Origin of the sequence: Sphingomonas sp. SORGH_AS_0950 (assembly GCF_030818415.1) — a bacterium.
Lineage (GTDB): Bacteria > Pseudomonadota > Alphaproteobacteria > Sphingomonadales > Sphingomonadaceae > Sphingomonas.
In genome coordinates this window covers 112354-134828 of sequence record NZ_JAUTAE010000003.1, presented here as the reverse complement: position 1 = coordinate 134828, position 22475 = coordinate 112354, and the positions used below count along the sequence as shown (strand labels likewise).

The 22475-nt window shown below is 63.4% G+C and carries 23 protein-coding genes; 16 read left to right on the top strand and 7 right to left on the bottom strand.

Features of this window, described 5'->3' with window-relative positions:
- The first annotated feature begins 2 nt into the window (after nucleotides 1-2).
- The 15 genes from QE385_RS19690 (at nucleotide 3) to QE385_RS19620 (ending at nucleotide 14775) form a co-directional block, all read left to right on the top strand.
- The gene (locus QE385_RS19690) at nucleotides 3-356 is read left to right on the top strand and encodes a hypothetical protein (protein WP_307105193.1); all 354 of its coding nucleotides are present in this window, start codon (nucleotides 3-5) and stop codon (nucleotides 354-356) included.
- Nucleotides 353-970 (top strand): lytic transglycosylase domain-containing protein, encoded by a 618-nt coding sequence (locus QE385_RS19685; RefSeq protein ID WP_307105191.1) that lies wholly within the window; start codon nucleotides 353-355, stop codon nucleotides 968-970. The genes QE385_RS19690 and QE385_RS19685 overlap by 4 nt, the downstream gene beginning before the upstream one ends.
- A complete protein-coding gene (locus tag QE385_RS19680; RefSeq protein ID WP_307105190.1) occupies nucleotides 967-2271 on the top strand; it encodes an LPD7 domain-containing protein in 1305 nt (434 codons plus the stop codon). The genes QE385_RS19685 and QE385_RS19680 overlap by 4 nt, the downstream gene beginning before the upstream one ends.
- Nucleotides 2272-2292: 21 nt before the next feature.
- Nucleotides 2293-2616, top strand: coding sequence for a TrbC/VirB2 family protein (locus QE385_RS19675; RefSeq protein ID WP_307105188.1), 324 nt, complete (start codon nucleotides 2293-2295; stop codon nucleotides 2614-2616).
- 1 nt (nucleotide 2617) lies between these two features.
- Entirely contained in the window at nucleotides 2618-2953 is a 336-nt protein-coding gene (locus QE385_RS19670; RefSeq protein WP_307105186.1) for a type IV secretion system protein VirB3, read from the top strand.
- Nucleotides 2946-5312, top strand: coding sequence for a VirB4 family type IV secretion/conjugal transfer ATPase (locus QE385_RS19665; RefSeq protein ID WP_307105184.1), 2367 nt, complete (start codon nucleotides 2946-2948; stop codon nucleotides 5310-5312). Before QE385_RS19670 ends, QE385_RS19665 begins: the two co-directional genes overlap by 8 nt.
- 1 nt (nucleotide 5313) lies before the next feature.
- Nucleotides 5314-6036, top strand: coding sequence for a type IV secretion system protein (locus QE385_RS19660; RefSeq protein ID WP_307105182.1), 723 nt, complete (start codon nucleotides 5314-5316; stop codon nucleotides 6034-6036).
- Between the two features lie 2 nt (nucleotides 6037-6038).
- Nucleotides 6039-6308 (top strand): hypothetical protein, encoded by a 270-nt coding sequence (locus QE385_RS19655; RefSeq protein ID WP_307105181.1) that lies wholly within the window; start codon nucleotides 6039-6041, stop codon nucleotides 6306-6308.
- A gap of 68 nt (nucleotides 6309-6376) precedes the next feature.
- Complete coding sequence (locus QE385_RS19650) at nucleotides 6377-7411, top strand: type IV secretion system protein (protein WP_307105180.1); 1035 nt, start codon at nucleotides 6377-6379, stop codon at nucleotides 7409-7411.
- 422 nt (nucleotides 7412-7833) lie between these two features.
- Nucleotides 7834-8511 carry a virB8 family protein gene (locus QE385_RS19645; protein WP_307105177.1) on the top strand — a complete coding sequence of 226 codons (678 nt, stop codon included), beginning with the start codon at nucleotides 7834-7836 and terminating at the stop codon, nucleotides 8509-8511.
- Nucleotide 8512: 1 nt separating this feature from the next.
- On the top strand, nucleotides 8513-9520 hold the full coding sequence (gene virB9 / locus QE385_RS19640) for a P-type conjugative transfer protein VirB9 (RefSeq protein WP_307105174.1): 1008 nt from the start codon (nucleotides 8513-8515) through the stop codon (nucleotides 9518-9520).
- 1 nt (nucleotide 9521) lies between these two features.
- Entirely contained in the window at nucleotides 9522-10820 is a 1299-nt protein-coding gene (gene virB10, locus QE385_RS19635; RefSeq protein ID WP_307105172.1) for a type IV secretion system protein VirB10, read from the top strand.
- A 4-nt stretch (nucleotides 10821-10824) separates the two neighbouring features.
- Entirely contained in the window at nucleotides 10825-11847 is a 1023-nt protein-coding gene (gene virB11, locus QE385_RS19630; RefSeq protein ID WP_307105170.1) for a P-type DNA transfer ATPase VirB11, read from the top strand.
- Between the two features lie 15 nt (nucleotides 11848-11862).
- Complete coding sequence (locus QE385_RS19625; protein WP_307105168.1) at nucleotides 11863-13773, top strand: type IV secretory system conjugative DNA transfer family protein; 1911 nt, start codon at nucleotides 11863-11865, stop codon at nucleotides 13771-13773.
- A gap of 576 nt (nucleotides 13774-14349) precedes the next feature.
- Nucleotides 14350-14775 (top strand): hypothetical protein, encoded by a 426-nt coding sequence (locus QE385_RS19620; protein ID WP_307105166.1) that lies wholly within the window; start codon nucleotides 14350-14352, stop codon nucleotides 14773-14775.
- 68 nt (nucleotides 14776-14843) lie between these two features.
- Here the strand turns inward: QE385_RS19620 and QE385_RS19615 are convergent, their stop codons facing one another.
- The 7 genes from QE385_RS19615 to QE385_RS19585 all read right to left on the bottom strand — a co-directional run bounded on the left by QE385_RS19615 (nucleotide 14844) and on the right by QE385_RS19585 (nucleotide 20222).
- Nucleotides 14844-15071, bottom strand: coding sequence for an SDR family oxidoreductase (locus QE385_RS19615; protein WP_307105164.1), 228 nt, complete (start codon nucleotides 15069-15071; stop codon nucleotides 14844-14846).
- 15 nt (nucleotides 15072-15086) lie between these two features.
- The gene (locus QE385_RS19610; RefSeq protein ID WP_307105161.1) at nucleotides 15087-16082 is read right to left on the bottom strand and encodes a hypothetical protein; all 996 of its coding nucleotides are present in this window, start codon (nucleotides 16080-16082) and stop codon (nucleotides 15087-15089) included.
- A complete protein-coding gene (locus QE385_RS19605) occupies nucleotides 16079-17617 on the bottom strand; it encodes a relaxase/mobilization nuclease domain-containing protein (RefSeq protein ID WP_307105159.1) in 1539 nt (512 codons plus the stop codon). The genes QE385_RS19610 and QE385_RS19605 overlap by 4 nt, the downstream gene beginning before the upstream one ends.
- Nucleotides 17614-18195 carry a hypothetical protein gene (locus QE385_RS19600; protein ID WP_307105157.1) on the bottom strand — a complete coding sequence of 194 codons (582 nt, stop codon included), beginning with the start codon at nucleotides 18193-18195 and terminating at the stop codon, nucleotides 17614-17616. Before QE385_RS19600 ends, QE385_RS19605 begins: the two co-directional genes overlap by 4 nt.
- Before the next feature lie 400 nt (nucleotides 18196-18595).
- Nucleotides 18596-18781, bottom strand: a complete 186-nt coding sequence (locus QE385_RS19595) for a hypothetical protein (protein WP_307105155.1) — start codon at nucleotides 18779-18781, stop codon at nucleotides 18596-18598.
- 422 nt (nucleotides 18782-19203) lie between these two features.
- On the bottom strand, nucleotides 19204-19545 hold the full coding sequence (locus QE385_RS19590) for a hypothetical protein (protein ID WP_307105153.1): 342 nt from the start codon (nucleotides 19543-19545) through the stop codon (nucleotides 19204-19206).
- Nucleotides 19542-20222 (bottom strand): ParA family protein, encoded by a 681-nt coding sequence (locus QE385_RS19585; protein WP_307105151.1) that lies wholly within the window; start codon nucleotides 20220-20222, stop codon nucleotides 19542-19544. Before QE385_RS19585 ends, QE385_RS19590 begins: the two co-directional genes overlap by 4 nt.
- Nucleotides 20223-21141: 919 nt before the next feature.
- Between QE385_RS19585 and QE385_RS19580 the strand changes: the two genes are divergently transcribed.
- Nucleotides 21142-22101 (top strand): IS481 family transposase, encoded by a 960-nt coding sequence (locus QE385_RS19580; protein WP_307105149.1) that lies wholly within the window; start codon nucleotides 21142-21144, stop codon nucleotides 22099-22101.
- Nucleotides 22102-22475 lie beyond the last annotated feature (374 nt).

Below are 22475 nucleotides of genomic sequence, written 5' to 3'. Positions count from 1 at the left end.
TCATGATCGGACGCGTGCTGGGAAGGATTGCGGGGAGCAGCGGCGGGATCGCGCTCGCAGCCGCCGGGGTCATCGCGGTCGCCGCGCCGCAGCCGGCGTTCGCGTCGGACTGGGGATGCCAGGTGATCCTCTGCCTCGCGACACCCGGATCGCCGACGCAATACGCCGAATGCGTGCCGCCCATCACGAAGCTGTGGCGCGCGCTCGCGCTCGGCGGGGGGTTCCCGACCTGCACCGGGGTCGGGATCAGCACCAAGAAGACGAAACACGGCTACAATCTCACCGTGAGGCGTGCCGATGGCGTCCAGTCGCGCTACGCGCTCGACACGCGTTACCAGACCGTGACGCCACAATGATCCATAGCGTCGCCGCCATCACGCTGCTGGCGCAGCAATGCGCACCCGACGTTGCGACGGAAGCGGTGGTGCCGCTCGTCATGACGGAGAGTGGCGGCGACGATCTGTCGATCAACGTCAACCATGGTCCGCGCGTCCGCGCCGGCTCGGTCGCGGAGGGCGCGGCGCTGGTTCGCCGATACATGGCGAAGGGGCTCACCGTCGACGTCGGCCTCGCCCAAATCAATTCGGCCAATTTCGCCCGTCTCGGCGTGACCGTCGAACAGGTCTTCGAGCCCTGCACGAACCTGCGGCTGGCGTCGTTGGTGCTGCAAGACGGCTACAGCCTTGCGAGCAAGCACTACGCCGGCCTGGATGCGATCTCGGCGACCTATTCGCTCTACAATACCGGCACGCTCACCCGGGGATTTCGCAACGGCTATGTCGGCCGCGTGTGGGCGGCCGCTGCCGGCATGGGGGCGATCGAGGCACCTCCGCCCGTCCCCGGCTCGCCGCCCAACCCCGCTTCTCCGGTTGTCACCGCGGCGGTCCGCAAGCCGACCAAGGCGGTGGCCGCCGAGGAGAACTGGGTCGTCGGGCAGGTCGCTTCCACCAGCATCGAGGTGTTCAAATGAGCGCCGAGAACATCGTGACGCGGGCTGGCCGCGATGTCGAACCTCAAACCGAGCCGGTCGAGCAGGCGGGTTTCCGGATTCCAGCGGATTTGCGCCGCCAGTACGAAGTCCGGATCATCCCCGGCGCCGACAGCACCGATCGGCGGATCGGATTGTTCCTGCCCGGCGATCGCGACAATCCCTCAATCGAGATTTTGGGGAACGGCGACCGGATCGTCGCGCGTTGCCAGGATCCCGAGACCGTCGCGGCGCTGGTGACGATCGCCAGGCACAATGGCTGGGAGGGGATCGATGTCGATGGATCACCCGAGTTCCGCAAGGCGGTATGGGCAGCGGGCACGCGCGAAGGGCTCGCCGTGCGCGGGTATGAGCCGACGTTCGAGGAATTGGCGAAGATGGACGCGCTGCGTCGCGAAGACGCAGGCCGACGCGAGCGCGATGCCGCCCGGACGGTGCCGCCCGCGGAGCAGGTGCCGCCCGTGTCGGAGCCCGATCCTGCGGTCCGCCCCGGCGATGCCGAGCGGAGCGGTGCGCCGGCCGGCGGGCGGGAGGTGAGCGTCGAGCTGTCGTCCGACGACGAACGGCTGCTGCTGACGCTCAGCGCTTATACGCAGGACCGCAAAACGCTCGCGGAGAATGTCCGCGACGATATGTCACCGGTGGAACGGGCGCTTCAGTCCGAGCGACTGTCCGCCAACGGCGAGGCGCTTGGCGAAGCGCTCAACCGGGTGCTCGAAAGCGAGACGCTGGTCGCCGCCTTCTCCAGAGCCGGGCATGAGCCGAACGACCTGCGCAGGTTGGCCAGCGCGGATGCGTGGGACGGCGAGATCGCCGACGCGATCGATCTCCTTCGCTCGGGGCCGAACCGACACGAGATGAGGCAGGAGGTGCCCGCGTCCGACGTGCAAGCCAATCGCGCGTACCGGGACGATGCGGAGGCGAGGATCGCGACCGAGCGTGGCCCGGCCCCGGAAACGCCGGACGGCCGCGATGACGGCCGGCCCATCGATACGGAGCGCCGCCACGAGGGCGACGTGCTCGCCGATCTGTTCATGCACGGTACGGCCGAGCGGATTGCGGCCGAGCCACGCCTCGCCAACGCGCTTGAGGTGCAGTCCGTGATGGAACGGCACCTCGGCGAGGTATTCGACGGTGACGTGGGTCAAACGACCGCCGCGGCCCTCGAAAGCCGCCAGATGATCTCGGACGTGCTTCGGCGCGGCCTTGACGTGTCGGTTCGGGAACCGACCCCCGTCCGGCACATCGAGCCTGCACCCATCACCCCAGACCTGGAGAGGTAATCGCAAGCCATGGAGACCCGTATGGAAATTTCCCGCAACATGGGACGGATGCTGTCCGACGCCCGCGCCCGGCAAGTCGTCGGCGTCGCCGGCGTCGTGGCTCTGATGGCGATCGCCCAGCCGGCGCTCGCGCAGGACGGCACCGCCATCCAGACCGGCCTCAACACCATTCGGCAGTGGATGGTGACGATCGCCTCGGTGGTCGGTGTGATCGCCGTCATGGCCGTCGGCTATGCCAAACTGACCGGGCGGATGGATTGGGGCAAGGCGGTCACGGTGCTGATCGGGATCGGCATCATCTTCTCGGCCGCGACGATCGTCGGATGGATGGGCGGGTCGGCCTGACATGGACGACAAGCTCGCCGAGGACAAGGTCTTCCTCGCCCTGACCAGGCCGTCGGTGTTCATGGGACTGCCGCTCGAGGCGATCCTGCCAATCATCATGGTCTGCATGGTGACCTGGGGAGTTTTTCACAATCCCTTCTACCCGCTGGCCTTGTTCGGCGCGCTCTACTTTCCGGCGCGGATGATCTGTCACTACGACTTCAATGCCTTTCGGCTTTGGGGCTTGTGGTTCAAGACCGGCTTCATCTCGAAAAACCGCAAATTCTGGGGCGGCGGGAGCTATTCTCCCGTCCGTCTCGCCAAGGGCGTGCGGCGGAAGCAGTTCGGCAATGACTGAGTTCAAGCTCAAGCATAAGAAGATCGCCCGGCGCGAAGAAGATGACATCAAGTTCATCCCCTATACGCGGCATGTCGACGATACGGTCGTGGCGCTCGAAGACGGCTCGCTCATGCGCATGTACCGCGTCGATGGGCGGCCGTTCGAGACGAGCGACATTTCGGATCTCAATAGCTGGCACAACAAGCTCAACGTCGCTTGGCGGACGATCGGGGACGATCGGGTCGCGCTGTGGACGCATCTGGTGCGCACCGCGACGGATCCGGTGCTCGACGGCACGTTTTACTCGGACTTCGCGCGGGGGTTGCAGCAGAAATATGCCGACGCGCTGAAAGAAAAAACCCTTTACCACAACGAGTTCTACGTCACGATCGTCGTGCGCCCATCCAAGATGGCGACCGATCAGTTGATGCGGCTCTTCGCGAAGCGGACGGCCAGCGCGGAGATCGACGATGCCGCGCTGAAGATCATGGCCGACAAGTGCCGCGACTTCGAGAAGCTCCTGGCGCAGGTCTCGCCGGAGCCGCTGTCGATCTACAGCCGCAACGGCGTGCTGTTTTCGCAACCGATGGAGGTGCTGCACTTCATCTTGACCGGCGACCGCATCCGCGTGCCGCTGCTGAACGGGCGGCTCGGGCAGGCGCTCTATACCTCGCGCATCGTCTTCGGGCGTGAAGCGGCCGAGATCCGGCTGCCGCACACGTCGCATTATCTCGGGATGTTCGGCATCCGCGAATATGTGGCGTCGACGCGGACGGGCCAATTCAACAGCCTGCTGACACTCGATTTTCCGTTCGTGCTGACCCAGAGCTTCGCGCCGCTGGTGAAATCGGTCGCGAGCGAGCGTTTTACCAAGAAATACAAGCAGATGGTGTCCTCGGACGATGCCGGCGTCAGCCAGGCGGAGGAGCTGCTCGACGGTGTCGATGACCTCATGCAGAACTGCTTCGCGATGGGGGAACACCATCTGTCGATCGCGGTCATCGACGACAATCCGAAGCGGCTGCTGGAACGGCTGTCGATCGCGCGTTCGGCCGCGGCCGACACCGGCATGGTGATGGCGCGGGAGGACGTCGCGCTGGAGGCCGCCTTCTGGGCGCAGCTTCCGGGCAACTTCAAGATGCGGGCGCGGCCGGCGGTGGTGAACAGCCGGAATTTCGCGGCGCTGAGCCCCTTCTACACCTTCCCGGCGGGTCACAAGTCGGACAACCACTGGGGTCAAGCGGTCACGCTGCTCAAGACCCGCGCCGGGTCGTCCTACTGGTTCAACTTCCATCGTGCGGATGTCGGGCATACGCTCATCATCGGCCCGACGGGGGGCGGCAAGACCGTCCTTCAGAATTTCCTCCAGGCGCAGCTCGAGAAGACCGGCGCGAAACAGGTGTTCTTCGACAAGGACCGCGGCGCCGAGATCTTCGTGCGCGCCTGTGGCGGCACGTACCTCAGCCTGCGCAACGGCGAGCCGACCGGCTTTGCCCCGTTGAAGGGCTTGACGGCGAGCGCCGCCAATATCGGCTTCCTGCGCCAGTTCATCCGGGTGCTCGTGCGGCGGGAGAACCGTCCGCTGAGCGTCGCCGAAGAGCGATTGATCGACGAGGGGATCGACGCCGTGATGCGGCTTCCCGCCGAGGCGCGCTCGTTCAGTGCCCTGCGCGAGATGCTGGGATATGCGGACGCGGAGGGCATCGGGGCGCGGCTGGAACGCTGGTGCCTGGGCGGGCCGCTGGGGTGGGCCTTCGACGGCCCGCGCGACGAGGTGTCGCTGGCGGCGCAGTTCGTCGGTTTCGACATGACGGACTTTCTGGAGAACCCGGAGATCCGCACGCCGACGATGCTCTACCTGTTCCACCGGGTGAACGAATTGCTCGACGGGCAGCGCGTGGTGGTCGACGTCGACGAGTTCTGGAAGGCGCTCGAGGATGATGCGTTCCGGGCCTTTGCGAAGGATGGGCTCAAGACCTTCCGCAAGCGCAACGCCTTCATGGTGTTCGGCACTCAGTCGCCGGCCGATGCCCTGCGATCACCGATCGCGAGCGCGATCATCGAACAGACGGCGACCAAGATCCTTCTCCCCAATTCGGAGGCGAAGCGGTCGGATTATATCGACGGGCTGGGCCTGACGGAGGCGGAATATCGGCTGATCCGAGAGGATCTGACGCCGGAGAGCCGCACGTTTCTCGTCAAACAGGGCCACACGTCGGTCGTCGCGCAGCTCGACCTCAGCGGCATGCACAACGAGCTGAAGGTGCTGTCGGGTCGCGAGGAAACCCTCGTCGCCATGGAGGAGGCCATTGCCGCGGCGGGCAGCGATCCAGCGGCGTGGCTGCCGCACTTCTACGCCAATCAGAGGAGGAGCTGACATGTCGTTCAAGCGCATTATCATGGTTGCGAGCGCGCCCGTCGCGCTCGCCGCCTTCGCGTCACCCGCTGCGGCGCAGGGCATCCCCGTGTTCGACACGACGACCTATTTGCAGGCGCTACAGACGGCGAAACAGACGCTGACGATGGTCGATCAGGGGCGCCAGCAGATCCAACAGGCGGCGGACACCTTCAACTCGCTGTCGAAGCTCACGAACGTCAACGCGATCGCGACCCAGCTCCTCAACAGCCAGGTGCGCAACATCCTGCCCAACACGACGATCGACGCCGCGACCCTCCTCAAGGGCGACTTCTCGCAGCTCGGCGCGCTGGGCGGCCTCGCCTCGAATATCCAGTCCCGATACAAGCTGTCGTCGTCAGGGTCGGATGCCGACGCCGCGTACAGTGCGGCCTTGAGGGACGCGACGGGTTCAGCCGCAACGATGGCCGCGCTGGGCGAAAACACGCTGGCCGTATCACAAACCCGGATGCAGGGGCTCGACCAGCTTCGCGAACAGCTCTCGAGTGCCAAGGATCCGAAAGACGTCATGGATCTCCAGGCGCGGATCGCCGTCGAGCAGGCGCAGCTTCAGAACGATATGCTGAAGATGCAGGCTCTACAAATGGCTCAGTCCGGCGAAGCCAATCTGCAGGCTAGTGCGGCTCAAGTCTCTGCTGGGCGAAATGAGGCGGCGTTTTTCAAAGCGAATACGATCAGGAAATAACCATGAAAAATCTCATCCCGATTTTGGCGCTATTGACTGTCTGTGGGTGCCAACAAGAGGTTGCGGCTCCGACGGCACAGGAGTTGATCGATAATCGAGAGATGCTCGCCACTTGGCAGTCAAAATGTGACTCGGGCGAATATAGCCATCTGGAAGCGGACGAAAAGGCACGAAAGTGCTCGACGACGCGGGACGCCACCATCTCCGTTACTCAAGCCGCAGAGGGCAAAAAGGCATCCGACTTCTTCAAGGCAAACACAATCCGGAAGTAGGCGGCGTGTCCATTATGCAGATCGGTCTCAGATAGGTTCGATTAATGACTTCCGCCCCACCTAATATCATGACGTTGTTCACGACGATGTATTCGTATGTGGAAAGCGCCATCGCCACATCGGTTGCGAGCTTCGGGTCGGGGCTGGTAGCTTTCGTTGCTGCGCCTCTCGCGCTGGCAGCGACGATCTATTTTCTGCTTCTGGGATTTGCCGTGCTGCGTGGTGCGATTCAAGCACCTATGCGCGAACTGGTTTTTCAGGCGGGGAAGGTCGGGTTCGCGCTCGCGGCGGCAAGTGCCGTCGGCTACTCGGTGTTCGTCGTCAACATTGCCACGAACCTGCCGAGCGAGATCATTGCCGCAGGATCCGGCACTCCGGTGACCAACCCCGGTACGACGTTCGATACCTATGTCTCGGACACGGGCAAGCTCGCAGAGCGGATGGTGGACGCCAATACGAAGGTCCAGGCCCAATCATCGCGGGGCCTCACCGACTTTCGTACACCGATCATCCAGATGACCTGCTCGGTCATCACCTATGCCTGCATCGCCATCCTCTACGTGTTTGCTTTTCTCTCTGCCTCCATCGGTTTCTGCATCGTCATCTTCGCCAAGCTTTCGGTCGCGATCTGCGTTGCGCTTGCACCACTCGCCCTTGCCTGCCTCCTCTTCAACTCTTCGCGATGGCTGTTCGATGGTTGGCTGAAGCAGACGGCGAACTACGTGCTGCTGATGGTCGTCATGGCGATCATGACCAAGTTCATCACTGGCCTCGAGGAGGCCGCAATGGATGGCATCCTGGGTTCCATCGGTAATGGCGATGCGTTCGTAACGATGGAAAATACATACCTGACGTTGAGTGCCGCAGTAATGATCGTAGCGACACTCTCGTGCAGTGCGATTTACATCGTAGGCTCGATCTTCTTCTTCCAGTCGCCGACGATCGCCGCAGGCATTGCGGGTGGTGCGTCGTCTGGAGGCCACGGCTTCCTGCAGACGGGGGCGAACATGTTGACCAATCGTCTCATGTTCCGACGCGCGACCCAGGCCAATCGGCAGGCTGGAGGCTCCACGGCAACCGGAGGGTCAGCACGGCGCGCCTGATCGGCGCGCGGCTGCCCTTCCCTCCCACAAACCCGTGCCCCTCCACCGGGCGCAAGTACGAACGGAGACCACATGAAGAGGCTGACAATCGCAGCGTTAAGTGCCGCCGCGCTTAGCGGCTGCGCGGGGAGTCACATCAAGCCGGCTGCCGTGTGTGATGGGAAGCATCGTCGGCCCGCCAACCTCTATGGGACGATCCTGCCGAGCCTTCCGGTCCCGCTACCAGCCTCGCAGCAGGGGGCGGGCCAGTCGATGGTGGCACCGGCGACAGGAGCGCCAGCGCCTTCGTCGGGGCCGGGCACCAGCAACGTTCCGCCAGCTCCGGCCGGACCAGGTGCGATGAACACGCCGCATTCAGCGCCGCGCCTGTCCCAGCGGGATCGCGCGCTGTCCTATTCCTCCTGCTAACGGGAAGCGACGCGATGGGCGCGGTCAAGGCCGAAGATAAAGAGAAATATTTCGAGACCTCAAGAACATGGGAATACGACCGGATGCGGGCCGCGATCCAGTCGCGCCGCCTGGCCTGGGGGGTAGCGGCCGGAGCCTGCACACTCGCGGTGGTGTCGGTCGGGGCCGTTGCGATGCTCGCCCCGCTGAAGAGCGTACAGCCCTACGTCATCCGGGTCGACAAGACCTCTGGTGAAACGCAGATCGTGACGGCGCTGAAGGGACCGCAACCCCGTACCTATGAGGAAGCGGTCAATCGCTACTTCATTTCGCAATATGTGCGGCTGCGGGAAGGTTGGCTCAACGATGCCGCCCGCGAGAACGCCTATACGGTCATGCTGATGAGCGACCAAGCCGAAGGCGCCCGCTACCTGCATAGCGTCGAGGCCAGCAACGAGAACGCGCCGTCGAACGTCTATGGCGCCAAAGGCTTCGTCTCGATCGCCATCCGATCGATCAGCTTCCTGAGCCCCAAGGTGGCGCAGGTGCGGTTCACCAAGATCATCACCTTAGGCCAGAACGCGCCGGTCGCGCAGAACTGGGTCGCGATCCTGACCTTCCGATACACGACGGCGCCCGAAAGCGAGAAGGACCGCAATCTCAATCCGCTCGGCTTCCAGGTCGTCAATTATCGCTCTGATCCGGAGGCGTGACATGAACAATCCGTCGAACACCCCGAACGATGCCGAACGGGTCGTTGTCCCCTTCCTGCCGGCGCTCCACAAGAAGATCGGCGCGCATCTGTCGCCCCCGTCGACCGCGCTGGTGGTGACGGACAGCGGGGCCAGGAGCCGGTTCTGGCGCGGCGTAGGCTCGATCTGGCATCGCTTGGTCGCGTTCTCTGTCGTTGGCGCTGCGGCAACCACGCTGGCACCCGATCCAGCCTATGCATCCGAAATGCCACGGTCAGGTGCCAAGGATGCGCGCGTGCGCAACGTCAACTACGATCCCGACCAGGTGGTGACGATCGTCGGCAGCTTCCGGCACGCGATCGAGATCCAGTTCGGTCCAGGCGAAACGGTGACGCAGGCAGCCTTGGGCGACACCGTGTCGTGGCAGATCGCACCGGTCGGCAACATCCTGTTCCTCAAGCCGCGCGAAAAGGCGGCAAGCACGAACCTGATCGTCGTGACCAATGCTGGCGGCACGCCCCGGACCTATCATTTCAACCTGTCGCTCGGCAGCAGGCAGCAGATGTACGGTGTCCGCTTCCGCTATCCCCGCGAAGAGCGCGCGGCGGCCGCGCTTCAAGCGCAGATCGCCGAGGCCCAGGCGGCCAAGGCGATCGAGACGAACATCGCCCAGACGGCGCTCGATCACGCGGTGATCGAGGGGGTGCGGAACATGAACTACACCGTGCAGGGGGATTCCTCGCTGCAACCGACCGAAATCTCCGACAATGGCGAGTTCACGGTGCTGCGCTATCCGGGGCACGCCGATATCCCGTCGATCTTCGCGGTTGACGTCGATGGGACCGAGACGATCGTCCCCTACGACGTGCGCGAAGACTTCGTCGTGATCCATGCCGTCTATCGGCAGCTCCGCCTCCGCCGCGGCACGTCGGTCCTGTGCATCTACAATGAAGCGCAGTCGCGCAACGATCGCAGCGACAGGACGGGCACCGTCTCCAACGTCGTGACGCGCAAAGTGAAGGGGCAATGACATGGTCGGCAACCTGATTGACCGGGGCGGCGAGGTCGGCGCCGACACCGTCCCCCCGAGCGAGAAGGATGGCGCTGTCGAGCGCCGCGGCGGTTGGGGCAACATCGCGCTCATCGGCGCCGGCATCGGCCTGATGAGTGCCGTGGGCGGCATTGCGATCGGCTATGGTGTCTTCCATCGCCCCGCGACGACGACGACCACGGCGCAGCCGGCCAAGGCGAGCGAGCGGTCGGTGGACGACGTGATGAACTCGCCCGATGCGCAGCGCGCCGCCCTGGCGGGTCAGCTCGGCCAACCCGGGGCGCCGGCGACCGACGTCTTCGGCCGGCCGATCGCGGGCACGGCCGGACAGACCACGGTCGATGCCAGCGGCAACACCGTGGCGGCCTCGTCGGGCACCGGAGCGGCGTCGAACGGCCAACAGTCACCAGCGCAGCGCCGTGCCGAGCAGGCGCGCATGATGGCGGACGCGGCGCGGCGATCGCCGATCATGGCGTTCGGCAGCACGGGAGCGGCCTCCGGCACCAACCTTTCAGGCGATGGGGTGTCCCAGGTGCAGGCTGGTGCCGAGGATCAGACCGATGGCGATCAATCCGCCGTCAGGCGACAGCGGGTAGGGGCGAGCGGCTTCGGAGATCCGGCGGACGACGCAGCGACCAGACCGACGAAGGGGCCGAGCGATTTCAGCGACCAGCTTGGCCACTCGGCGATTCAGACGATACGTGCGACGACGGTCGGGGATCGCAACCTCCTCCTGAGTGCCGGGACAGTCATCCCCTGCACGCTCCAGACGGCGATCAACTCGACACAGGCTGGGTTCGTCTCCTGCGTCATCAATCATGACGTCTATTCGGAGAATGGCCGCATTGTCCTTCTCGACAAGGGGACGAAGGTGCTGGGCCAATATGCTGGCGGCATCACGCAGGGGCAGGCGCGCCTGTTCGTCGTGTGGACGCGGGCCCTCACGCCGCGCGGCGTCGCGATCGATCTGGGCTCGCCGGCTGCGGACAGCCTCGGCCGAGCTGGTCTGCCGGGTGGCGTCGATACGCAATTCTGGGCGCGGTTCGGCCTGGGGCTGGTGATTTCCGTGCTGGAGGACGCCTCCAACATCGCCGGGCGCGCGCTCGCCGGCAACGGCAGCAACACGACGCAGGTGCCGAGCACGACAGGCCAGACCGTGCTCCAGCAGACGATGCAGATCCGTCCGATCCTGACGAAGAACCAGGGTGACACGGCTGCGATCTTCGTCGCGAAGGACTTCGATTTCCGCTCGGTCTATGAGATCGGATTGAGGCGCTGAGCGTATGGCGTCCACCGGCAGTTCGCTGATCTACGAGCATAATGCCGAACCGATCGGGCGGCACCTCGCGCGCGCGGACGTCACCGAGCTGGTCATCAACCAGCCGGGGATGATCGGCCTGGAAACGCGGAGCGGATGGGAATGGCATGAGGAACCGGCGTTGGACAACGCGGCGCTCATGACCCTTGCAAAACTGATTGCCGGTCTCACGAAGCAGGACATCAACTCGGAATATCCGGTCTGCTCTTCGGTCCTGCCGGGCGGCGAGCGCGCGCAGGTCGTCGTGCCGCCCGCGGTGGAGCAAGGCTTCATCTCGATCACGATCCGCAAAGCGTCCGGCGTGACGATGGACGTTGATGATTTCGAGCGGGCGGGCCTGTTCAGCGAAGTACGGGCGCACGGGCTTCATGCCGAGGTCGATACCGAACTGATGCGGCTGCGCGATGCCGGGGAATGGAAGGCGTTCTTCAAACTGGCCGTAGAGAGCCGGAAGAACATCCTTATTTCGGGCGCGACCGGTTCGGGCAAGACCAGCTTTTCAAAGGGGCTCATCAAGCTGATCCCCGACTATGAGCGGATTCTCACGATCGAGGACACGCGGGAGTTGGTCGTACCTCATCGCAACCGCGTCCACATGATGTACGCGAAGGACGGCAAGGGCCTCCAGAAGGCGGGCGCGAAGGAGTTGCTGGAATCGGCGCTGCGGATGCGGCCCGATCGCATTCTCTTGCAGGAGCTGCGCGACGGCACCGCCTTCTTCTATCTCCGCAACGTCAACTCCGGTCATCCGGGTTCGATCACGACGATCCATGCCAACACGCCGGAGGGCGCGTTCGAGCAGCTCACGCTGCTGGTGAAGGAATCCGAGGGTGGCAACGACCTCGATCGCCAAGACGTCCGGGCGCTGTTGCGATCGCTCGTGGACATCGTCGTGCAGATGCACCGCATCCCGCCGGGAGATGGGCAATCGGCGCGCTATCGCATGACCGGGATGTGGTTCGATCCCGCGAGCAAAGCTCGCGATTGAGAAAGGTGGCGGGCCATGAGCGGTAAATGGGTGCGCAGCACTGAAGGATCCCAGCCGGGCGCGATCCTGTTCCTCGCGATCGTCGGGTTGGCGATGAGCGCCGCGATCGGCGCTGTCGTCGTCCTGTGGAGTTCGCACCTCCTCAACATCCATACGCCGTGGCACAAGGTGCCGGGCGCGCTCTGGGCCATGAGGCGCTATCCGATCGTCTACAAGCCGTTCCTGATCGGCTTCGGCATCGGCATCGTGCTGACGATCTTCACCATCATCTCGACGCTGTTCACCCGCCAGAAATTGCATGGCGAGGCGCGCTGGGCGCGGGTCGGCGAAGTCAGGAAGGGCAACCTGCTGGCTCCCAGCGGCATTGTCCTGGGCAAGTTCGGGGGCAAGGTCATGCGCTTTGGTGGCCCCGAGCATGTCATGCTGGAGGCACCTACCCGCGCCGGCAAAGGGGTCGGGGTTATCATCCCGAACCTGCTCGACTGGCCCGACTCTCTCGTCGTCCTCGACATCAAGCAGGAGAATTACGACAACACCGCCGGCTACCGGATGAACATGCTGCGCCAGCAGGTGCTCCTGTTCAATCCACTGGACCCGAACGGCCGGACGGTGCGCTGGAATCCGCTCAGCTATATCGATCGGCGTGACCCGGTGGAGGTCATCAACGAGCTACAGAAGATCGCGGCGATGCTCTATCCCGACCCGCTGACGGGCGACCCATTCTGGGCGGCGGGTGCCCGAACGGCCTTTCTCGGCATCACGGCATACATTGCCGCGACGGTCGATGACGGCGAGGATGCGCTCCCGTTCACGCTAGGCGAGGTGTACCGCCAGTTCGCCGCGGGTGACGCGCAGAAGCGCTTTCCCAAAATCATCGCCGCCCGCCAGAAGGCCGGCAAGCCACTGTCGACCGGGTGCGTGTCGGCCATTCTCGATTATACCTCGTCATCGGCCAACACGTTCACGGGCATCCGGCAGTCCGTCACCTCCAGGATCAATGGCTGGCTGAACCCCTATGTCGATGCCGCGACCTCGGAGAGCGATTTCGATCTGAGCGAGTTTCGCGACAAGCGGATCTCGCTCTACCTCGGCGTCTCGCCAGACGATCTCGACCGCGTCGCCCCGATCTACGGCCTGCTGTTCCAGCAACTCATCGATCGCAACGTGCGCGAGCTGCCGAAAGGCGACAGGCACCAGGTCAAAGTCCTGCTGGCGCTCGACGAGTTCGCCAGCCTCGGCAAATGCAGCGTGCTGGCGAACGCATTCAGCTATGTCGCCGGCTACGGTCTGCGGATGCTGCCGGCGTTTCAGTCAATCGAGCAGATCCAGGGCGTCTATGGTGACAAGGTGGCGGCCGATATCGAGCGCAACTGCGCGGTTCGCCTCGTCCTGCGTCCCGCCGGCCTGGCGGAGGCGAAGAAAATCTCCGATCAGCTCGGCAGCTACACCTTCAGGGCGCGATCGCGTTCGATGGGCACGTGGGGTGGCGGTGGTGGGTCGACCTCGGATTCGGATCAACGCCGACCGCTCATGCTCCCGCAGGAAGTCGAGTTGCTCCCGGAGAACGACCTGATTGTTTTCCGGCGCGGCATGTACGCGACCTACGGTAGGAAGGTGCGCTATTACGCCGAAAAGAAGCTTGCCGACCGCACCAGCATCCCGGCACCGCAAATGCCCCAAATCCAGCCTGATCCCGCCGTTGCGGCGAACAGCCTCCGCGTGATCGAAGCCAGCCAGGCCGAATCCATATCAGGTTCACCCGGTGCTCCGCCCCGTATCGAAGAAATCACTGGCGTTGCGGCGAACACACAGGGCCAATCGCTATTGAATCGAGTGGCGATAGAAGCGGCGCTGGCTGTGCCACCGAAACAGCGCGTCGCCAAACTATTCGAGAATATCGTCACGGTGCATAAGAAGGCAGCGTGAATGATATTGGGCGTCATCGATGCCCGACGTGATGAAGGCAGGCGTTGGGCTCAATGACGTCACCGTCCAGCACCTGACACTGGCGCGTAGGACCGTGCCCAAACTAGCTGCTAATGTGCTCGCCCTCATCGGACGCTGCTCGCAAACGAGGCGTTGTACTCGCGCTGGCTGCCAACGGCTCCGACCGCCAGCGACAAGCCGATCAGGCAGCCATGAGTTAGCCGTTTCTTCATTTGCACGGGCCAGTTTCGAGAAGAGCCAATCGGGAACGGATTTCGGGAAAATGTCACTCTCGTTGCTACCGAATGGGCCTTGCTCCCGTCAGCCGTCTCGCAGGCCAGTCCCAATCGGGAGGCTGGGAAGCCTTGCTCCATGAGCAAAAGGGCGCGATAAACCTGTATGCACATGAGGCTGGTAGAGGAGACGCCGCTCCCGACTTGGTTGGCGATACCTGCCCGACCGTACACCAGCGCACATTTGTATCTCCATGGCAGCGGAGAACGCGGGGATGATGATAGCAAGCTCCGGCGCTGGAGCTTGCCGGGCCTCGTTGATCGCGGTTTGGAACTGCCATTCATGGTCGCGGCACCCATCTGCCCAATCGGAAGGGACTGGGGCGAACGCGCTCTTGTTACCGCAGCGTTCTCAAGTCTTGCGCTGCTCGCGCCACGCCAGGACGCTTTGAGCCTGACCATCAGCGGCTTCAGCATGGGAGCGCGCGGTGCGTGGATCGCTGCTGGGCAGTCGCTCGTCAGTCGCGCCTTGATCGTGGCCGGCCGAACTGCACCGGACCTTTTAAGCGCGCCATTACCGGCCACGCAGATCAAAGTTATACATGGCGCTGCGGACGACCATCAGCCCGCGTCTGAAATGCGGGACTTCTGCGGTCACGCCAGTCGGATCGGCGTGGCGATTGACTATGAAGAGCTACCTGGAAAAGGGCACTTCATTGCTGATGAGACCTATAGTCGTGCGGACGTCATCGACTGGCTGACCGTTTGACCGTCCCCTTCCCGAATTTGATCCCGATGGGAAGGCGGCGGACCAAAGGTCCGGCCGCCAGCATCCGCTTATATCTGTGCGAGGCCTCCATCCACGAATAGCTTGACGCCATTGACATAACCGGCGTCCGGCCCGGCAAGGAAGCCGACAACGGAAGCGATGTCTTCAGGTTCGCCGATCCGTCCGGCTGGTGCGTTCTGCACGGCCCAGGTTTCGAACGCTGGATGACGGACGACACTTCTCTGAGTTCCTGACGAATCTGTGCCGGATAGGTGCGGGGTTGCAAGTCGATCCAATGCGGAGACACGGATCTAGCGATTTTGATGCCGACCGACCGCGGCTGTCGGCTCGTAGCATGCGGAGGTGCGACCGACACCGACTTTGGGTCTATCGCCTGCCTCGATGCGATCCGCCAATTCGCGATGCAGGGCAACCAGCTCCGGTGGTGAGACACCTTCCGTAGAGGAGTCTGCCAGTCGTTCCGCGGCCACGAAAAGATCGATCGCGCCAGCCAGCTCCGCTTCGGCGTACAGTGCGCGGCTTTCGCCTGCACGCCATAGATCGGCAAGTTCCAGGGAACGCTCAAGGCAACTGGCGGCCGAGCGATCCGCCGCCCGCGTGGTGGTGGGCCGAGCTGGCGCGGGAACGCTGCGCGCTTCGAGCTGCGCCCGGGTAATGGCGGCAAGGCGATATCTTAGAAGGCGGCTATGGGGCGTGTCGGTTGGCGATGGTGTTTCCTGCTTTTTCAGGAGCACGATAAGCTCTGCGGTGTCGGCCGCAGCAACCGACGCGCGCCAGTCCACCAGCGCTCGATCAGTCGACGCCATATCGGGTGGCTGGTTCAGGACATAGTGCTCGAGCAGCGGATCGTCCTCGACGTTCACCGGAAGGGGAGCATGGTTGCCGAGCATGGCCGATCTGGCAAAGGCGATCAGCGCCGCGGTCGACTGTTGATCGGATCGGTGCTGCCTCCGGTCGACGCGGGCGTCCGAAAGAAGCCTTTCGATCAGGGTTGCGACGCCGGCGAGATCGCCGCGGACGTCACCGACGCCGTCTCGCACGCCGGCCAAAGCTTCCTGCGACGCGCTGTGGGCGTCGTTGATGCGTGCCGCGATCAGTTCGAGGAGAGGAACGAGATCGGTGACGGCAGCCTGTCCGGCGTTGATCGCATCGAGGCGCCGATGCAGCTCCTGGTGCGAAGCCTCGACCCTTTCGTTGCTGCGTGCGAGTGCTGCGACCTCCCCACGCAACAGGGAAACAGCATCCAATAGAACAGCCATGGCGACCTCATCGGTGCTGGCACTCATCGACGCGGCCCTCCCCTGTGGGTCGGTCGATCCCGTTCCCGCCGTTCCCGATCACGCTCCTCGGACTGCCGCAGTGTTTCGTTCGCCTGGTTGGCGTCCAGCGGCTTCGTCGGCTCGATCTTCTCATCCAATAATGCGCGAAGACGGTCTGTCATGAGCCCCGGCGGACGGGATTGACGCCCTCCCCTGCCATCAGAACCGCCGGGATCGTCGGCTCGCGAACGATCCTCGCCCAGCCGTGAGGTTGGCTTCGATCGAACCGGATCTTCCCTGCCGGGATTGCGTGGCTCGAGAACGACATTGTTCGAGAGTGGCGAGGATAGGGAATCGCTAAGTGCGCGAAGCCGCTCGGCCATCGAATCCTCGCGATCGCGCTGCTCGAGCTGGCGGGTGCCACGCGCGACGGACCTTCCCGCCGATGGCTCGTCCTGGCCATCCCGGTCAAGCGCCTCGGTCGCTGCCATTGCTCGAGACCAGTTCGGCTCTGGGGCGGGCATCGTCTCCACAAAGCGAGCCAGGCTTTGCGCGACGATCTGGTCCGCTGCGGATGGGGACGCCGAAAGCTCATCGATCGAGCGCTGATAGGTAGCGAGAACCACAGCCTGACGCTCGGCAAGGAATGCCTTGACCGGGTCGGGCGTACTGAGCGCATGAAACCGCTGCGCCCGCTGCGCGCGTGACTTGTCGAGTTGGGGGACGAGCCCTTTCCCGCGCATCTTGATGGCGGCGATCGGTTCATGCCTGGGATCGATCCCACGCGCTCGTGCAGGCGTGGCGTTCGCCTCGATCCCACGGCCGCGGAGCTTTTCGGCGAACCGCTGACGGTAACGAAACAGGTCGTCACGATTGGGATGAAAGCGACGGCCGTCATGATCGCGCCGCGCGATGGTCAGGTGGACGTGCGGGTGGTCGCGATCGGTATGGAGCGATGCGACCCACGAGCGGTTCGCAAACTCCTCGCGTGCGAAGTCGAGGGCGGCGCTCTTCAGTCGCTCGGGATCGGTGCCGGTCGGCATCGAGAGGATCATGGAGATCGAGGTTGCCCCCTTCCTTCGGGCATCACCATCCATCTCGTAATCGTGCCATTCCTTGGCGAGCTCCTGCAAGTCCCGGCCATCGCGCAGCACATCGCCTTCGCTCGTTTCGAGGCCCAGCTCCTTGCCGTCGGCATGACCAAGTCGACTGATGTAGGCGAAGTTGGCGAGGACGTGGCCGCCCCCGTGCTGGCGACCTGTGACCCGTACGACAGCCTCCGGAACGCGACGCGCCGTGCGTTCGGCGGTCATGACGGCGCGGCCGCTCATGCGCACTTGCGGGCCACCACCAAACGCCGCCTTTGCCTGATAGCTCGGGCGCGAAGTGCCACCCGACGCTGCCGGCTTCGGGAACATCGAGGCGACGGCAAATCCGAGGATCGTGCCACCCGCCTTCGGTGCCTTCGGGCTCCCTCCCCCGGCGCCAAGGCGATACTTCTTGGGCGGAGCGAACACGCCCGCCATGGAGTCCATGGTGCCAGGAGAGAAGCGAAAGCTCATTCGATCGGCGCCTCGTGACGCCCGGTCCAGTAGGCGATCTCACCCCCGATCGATGCCGCAAGGACACGACGCGTCGCGAAGAGGACAGCTTTAACCTCCGCACATTTCTCCATGAACGGCTCGGCGATGCGGGCGATGTCGAGCGAGCTTTCGGGCTGGTTCGCAGCGTTCATGGCATGGACGGCTTGGTTGATATTACGCCCGATCGCGAGAACCTGTTTACGAATCTTACCGATCTCCGCCTGGGTCGCGGGAGCGAGCCTGAGCAGCGCGGCCTTGTCCCAAAGCTGCCAGCGCAAGGTTCGCTTGATCCATTCGTTCCGGGTGAGCCCCATCGGCGCGGCAACGGCGTCGATGCTCTTGATCTCGCTTCGGTAGAGCCGGATCGTCACGCGGATATGATCGTCAGGATGGCCCCTCCCCTGCACCGGCATCACGGGTAGCGCCAGGCTTTCATCCGACAGCGCAGCGCGGGCCAGCGCGTTCGCCATCCAGGCACTACGGGTCTGGCCGTTCGCCGCTGCGACACGGTCGATCTCTTCAGCCAGTTGATCGGAAATCCGCGTGGTGACGATCATCCTTCGAGCCCCGTGCAGCGGCGCCTCATGTGCCAATGTATACATTGGTGCCATGAGGCATATCCTGCCATCCCTCATAAGGAGACATGACCAAGTAAAAAACTAGCAATTTGGAATGAAATCAATCCAACGCGGAGTGGGGGGAATGAGTTGGCAGGTTACTCAAAAATTCGCGAGCACATTACTTCTGGCGGCCGCTTCAACGTGACCTTCGCAGTCGACGGTTGGTCATCGCCGATGCTATTGAGAGCATCACGGCCACCCTTGCACCGGTTGGACTACTGGTTCTGTGTTCCAAGGATGCCGCTACCGTCACCCGCATCTAGAAGGGAGATGCCGAATGCCACGAACTCAAGCGAAACCGGCGAGCCTCGCCGCGATAACCGCCCGGCGGGAAGCCCTACTCGCGCAGCTCGCTCTCGTCGAGGAGCAGGCGAAAGCTGCGGAGGAAGCGGCGCGCGACGCTGGGCGGCCTGTCTTGCTGGCTGCCCTCGATCGCATAAAGATCGCCGAGATCAACCGCGCCGACGCCCGCGCTATTGCGGCCGCTCTGGCAACTCACGGGGGGAAGGCTGTAGCCAGACATCTGTCATCGATGGCCGAGGCTCAGACTTAGGCGCCGGCTATGTCGTCTGGTTCGACTTCACCGCTCTCGCTCGCGGCATTCGGGGTGTGTGCGCGACGTGACGCGTCGACCGGCCGCCACGGAATGCTGGCGCCGCGTTTCGCTCGAGTGCGGAGGTGCCCCCAACGAGATCGAACGCGCCCGGACCGATCGAGGGCAATGCGGAACGCCATGGCATCGAACCCTGCCAGGGAAGGACACCGCAAGTCGTTCTGGTCGGCGGAACTGGTCGGCACCAAGCGACGCTCGGATAGCGAACCCCTTGGAGAAAACGCCGTCGGTCGGCCACTGCCTATTGCAGCTCCCAGTCGGCCGCCCGCCCCGGGTAGAGCGGGAGTGGTCTTACTCGTCGAGAGCCCCCTCCCCCGCCCGCCTTTGTCGCGCTATTGAGAATTGGAAAGACGTCGTTCCTCAGCCTCCGCATAGTCCAACAGACGGGTCATCGCCTCCCCCTTCGAGATCCGATTCCGCCAGACAAAATCCTCGAAGCGCGCGCGGTCCTCTGGTCGAGCCCGAACGTGAATAGCGTCGGTGTAGGTCGCCTTGCGCGGACGACGCTGTGGCGTTTGCGGAGCCGGCGCCGATGGCTTCTCGGAACGGAAGCCTAGCCCCTCCCCTGCCTCCTTCGCCGCAGCAAGCTGCGCTGGGGTCGGAAGCGGGATGTCGTCTTCGTCGGCGAAGCTCGTGATCGATCGACGAGATGGGGGGGTTGGTTTCTCGGTCATGCCGACAATCCTTCCTTCAGCATGCTGAGCACGTCGTAGGCAAATGCGGTCGCGTTTTGCCGGGCGCTATCGAGTGATCCGACGTCGGCCGCAGTCATTTCGTGCAGGGTGCCGCCTATGCTGAAGAGGCCTCTGAAGGCACCGCGTTCGGCAAGCGCCGTGGGGATCATAGGGATACCGGCACCCTCCAAATTGGCTACAACAGCTTTCAGATCGCGCGGCCAAAGGCGCACGGAGGCTGGGGTCCGGGTAAGGACTGCGGCGAACGGCAACGGACGCTGCCGCGCCGTTCCGGCGTTCCGAACGACTTTGAACGCCCGCGCGGCTTCGACCGCGTCGAGTTCGGATCCCTGGATTGGAACAAGCGCCAAATGCGACATCATTAGCGCGTTTGTCGCCCGGGCGCTCGCCTTCCCTTCCAGGTCCACGATGACGTAGTCGGCCTGCTTCCGGGCGTCGTCGATCGTCCCGATAATCTCGTCCTCGTCGATCTGTGGGATGACCTCTATGTTCGATGGCCGACCGTCTTTCTGCGCCCACCGTGTCAGCGGGAAATTCGGATCAGCATCGATCATGACTACAGTCGACCCACGAGCGGCGAGTTCTGTCGCCAATATGAGGGCCGTCGTCGTTTTGCCGACCCCTCCCTTCGGGGAGAGCATCGTGATTACCGGCATCTGCCATCTCCTAGCGCTGCGGCGGTCGTGAGCCTGCCTCACATGCTCACGCTGCGACCATGTAACGCTCGTGGCACAAGGCATAGTTGAGGACAAGTGTTTTATGTTCTCATGTCCGCTTCGGGCACATGCTCATTTGTGCACATGTGCAACAGGTTGAAGGTTTGATTATCCAGGATATGGTTCCTCTACCCGCCCGGCGTAGCAACGCCGCAAGAACGGGGCTTCGAAGGTTTTCGCCCGAGAACCGCCTCCGCGCGTTTCGGGGTTGCGCCTAACCGATCCTCAGCACGGACGGCCATCGCCGACCGCAATGACGGAGGCTAAGTGATGGAGGTTCGCTTGCGCCCAGAAAGAACACCTACCACATGTTCACCTGCTCATGTCGTTCACACGTGAGCTTCGTGAACATGCCTCAAAGTGGACATGTGCGCCTGTAGCCGATGTGAGCAGGTCGCCCATGTGAACATGTTCGCTTGCGACCGGTGTGCGCAGACGGGGAATGTGAGCATGTGAGCATGTGAGCATGGTTATCGAGCAAGTCCCTCCATGTCCCAGGCATGGGGCTTCCGCGCGACAATCATCGATCCGTTCCGACGGATAGGTGGCCTGCCCCGCAACCATAGAGAGGAACACATGCTCACTCCTGTCACATGTCCACGTCGCAGACATGTCCACTTTTACTACATGTCGCCGGTGCGAACATATTCACCACCGAAATGTTTCATCGCGCAGAGCCCCACTTGGCGGACTTTGATCGACGGCTTCGATTGGCCGGGTCCCTTTCGCCAGGAACCGCTCCCTATGCTGGAGGATGGGATACCCTCAAACTTCACGTTTCGCGACGCGATCCCATGCCTAGGTGTTTGATCCCACGGTTTGATGGTGCGATCCTTTCGTTGGAATGGAAGGATGCCGTATGGGACAGGTACGTCATGGGTGCGCCACGACCACGCACGCCGTCCGAGCAGCAATACAGCGATCGCAAGCTTCGCTCGCGACGCTAAGCCGTGAGTTGGGGATCAACCCAAAGACGGTCGCGAAGTGGCGTAAGCGGGCGACCGTCGAGGACCTGAAGACCGGGCCGAAGGCCCCTCATTCGACAACCTTGTCCGAGGCCGAAGAGGCGATGGTTGTGGCGTTTCGACGTCACACCCTGCTGCCGCTGGATGACTGCCTCTACGCCCTGCAACCGTCACTCCCGCATCTGACGCGCTCAGCGCTGCACCGATGCCTCCAGCGGCACGGGATCTCCCGGCTGCCGGACATCGAAGGCGACAAACCGAAGCGGCAACGCTTCAAACGCTACCCGATCGGCTTCTTCCACATCGATATTGCCGAAGTGCAGACTGCCGAAGGCAAGCTCTACCTGTTCGTCGGCATAGACCGCACCAGCAAGTTCGCGGTCACTCAACTGGTCGACAAGGCTGACAGACGCACAGCGTGGGAGTTCCTCGAACATCTGCTGAAAGCCGTGCCGTACCGCATCCACACTATCCTGACCGACAATGGCATCCAGTTCGCCGAGCAGCCCCGCAACCGCAACACCGCCTGGTCCCGCCAAATGCGCTTCGACATGATCTGCGAGGCAAACGATATCGAGCACCGGCTCACCAAACCGAACCATCCGTGGACCAACGGACAAGTCGAGCGGATGAACCGGACCATCAAGGAGGCGACCGTCAAACGCTTCCATTACGAGAGCCACGACCAGCTCCGGACGCACCTCGCCGACTTCATGGCCGCCTACAACTTCGCCCGACGGCTCAAGACGCTCAGCGGGCTCACACCCTACGAATACATCGCCAAAATCTGGACGTCAGAGCCAGACCGGTTCATCGTCAACCCGATCCACCAGATGCCGGGACTGAACACCTAGGGCGTTCAAAAGCGCCGCGTGACGTGGGCAAGAGCACCAGACGCGGGTCGCTTTCGCCCAGCTCGGATAGAACGAACAGAATGCCTGGCTGGTCGATCGATCGGACGGCGTAGTACACCGGCCGAAGCCGTTGCATCGCTAGGGGAGGGGGCGATCCGGCCCACGCTCACTTGTTCACTTTGCTGACATGTCCATTTCGCAAACACGGCCTCCCTCGCTCACCCTCCCTGCGAGGTATAGGCCCGCGACCGGATGGGAGAACATCGTTCAGTCGATGTGCGAGCGCCGCCCCTCCGGACCGACCGACAGACAGGACATCTTTCCCATCTAGGCTCATTAGGGTCGGACCGCTCAGCTAGGCTACATAGGCTCGG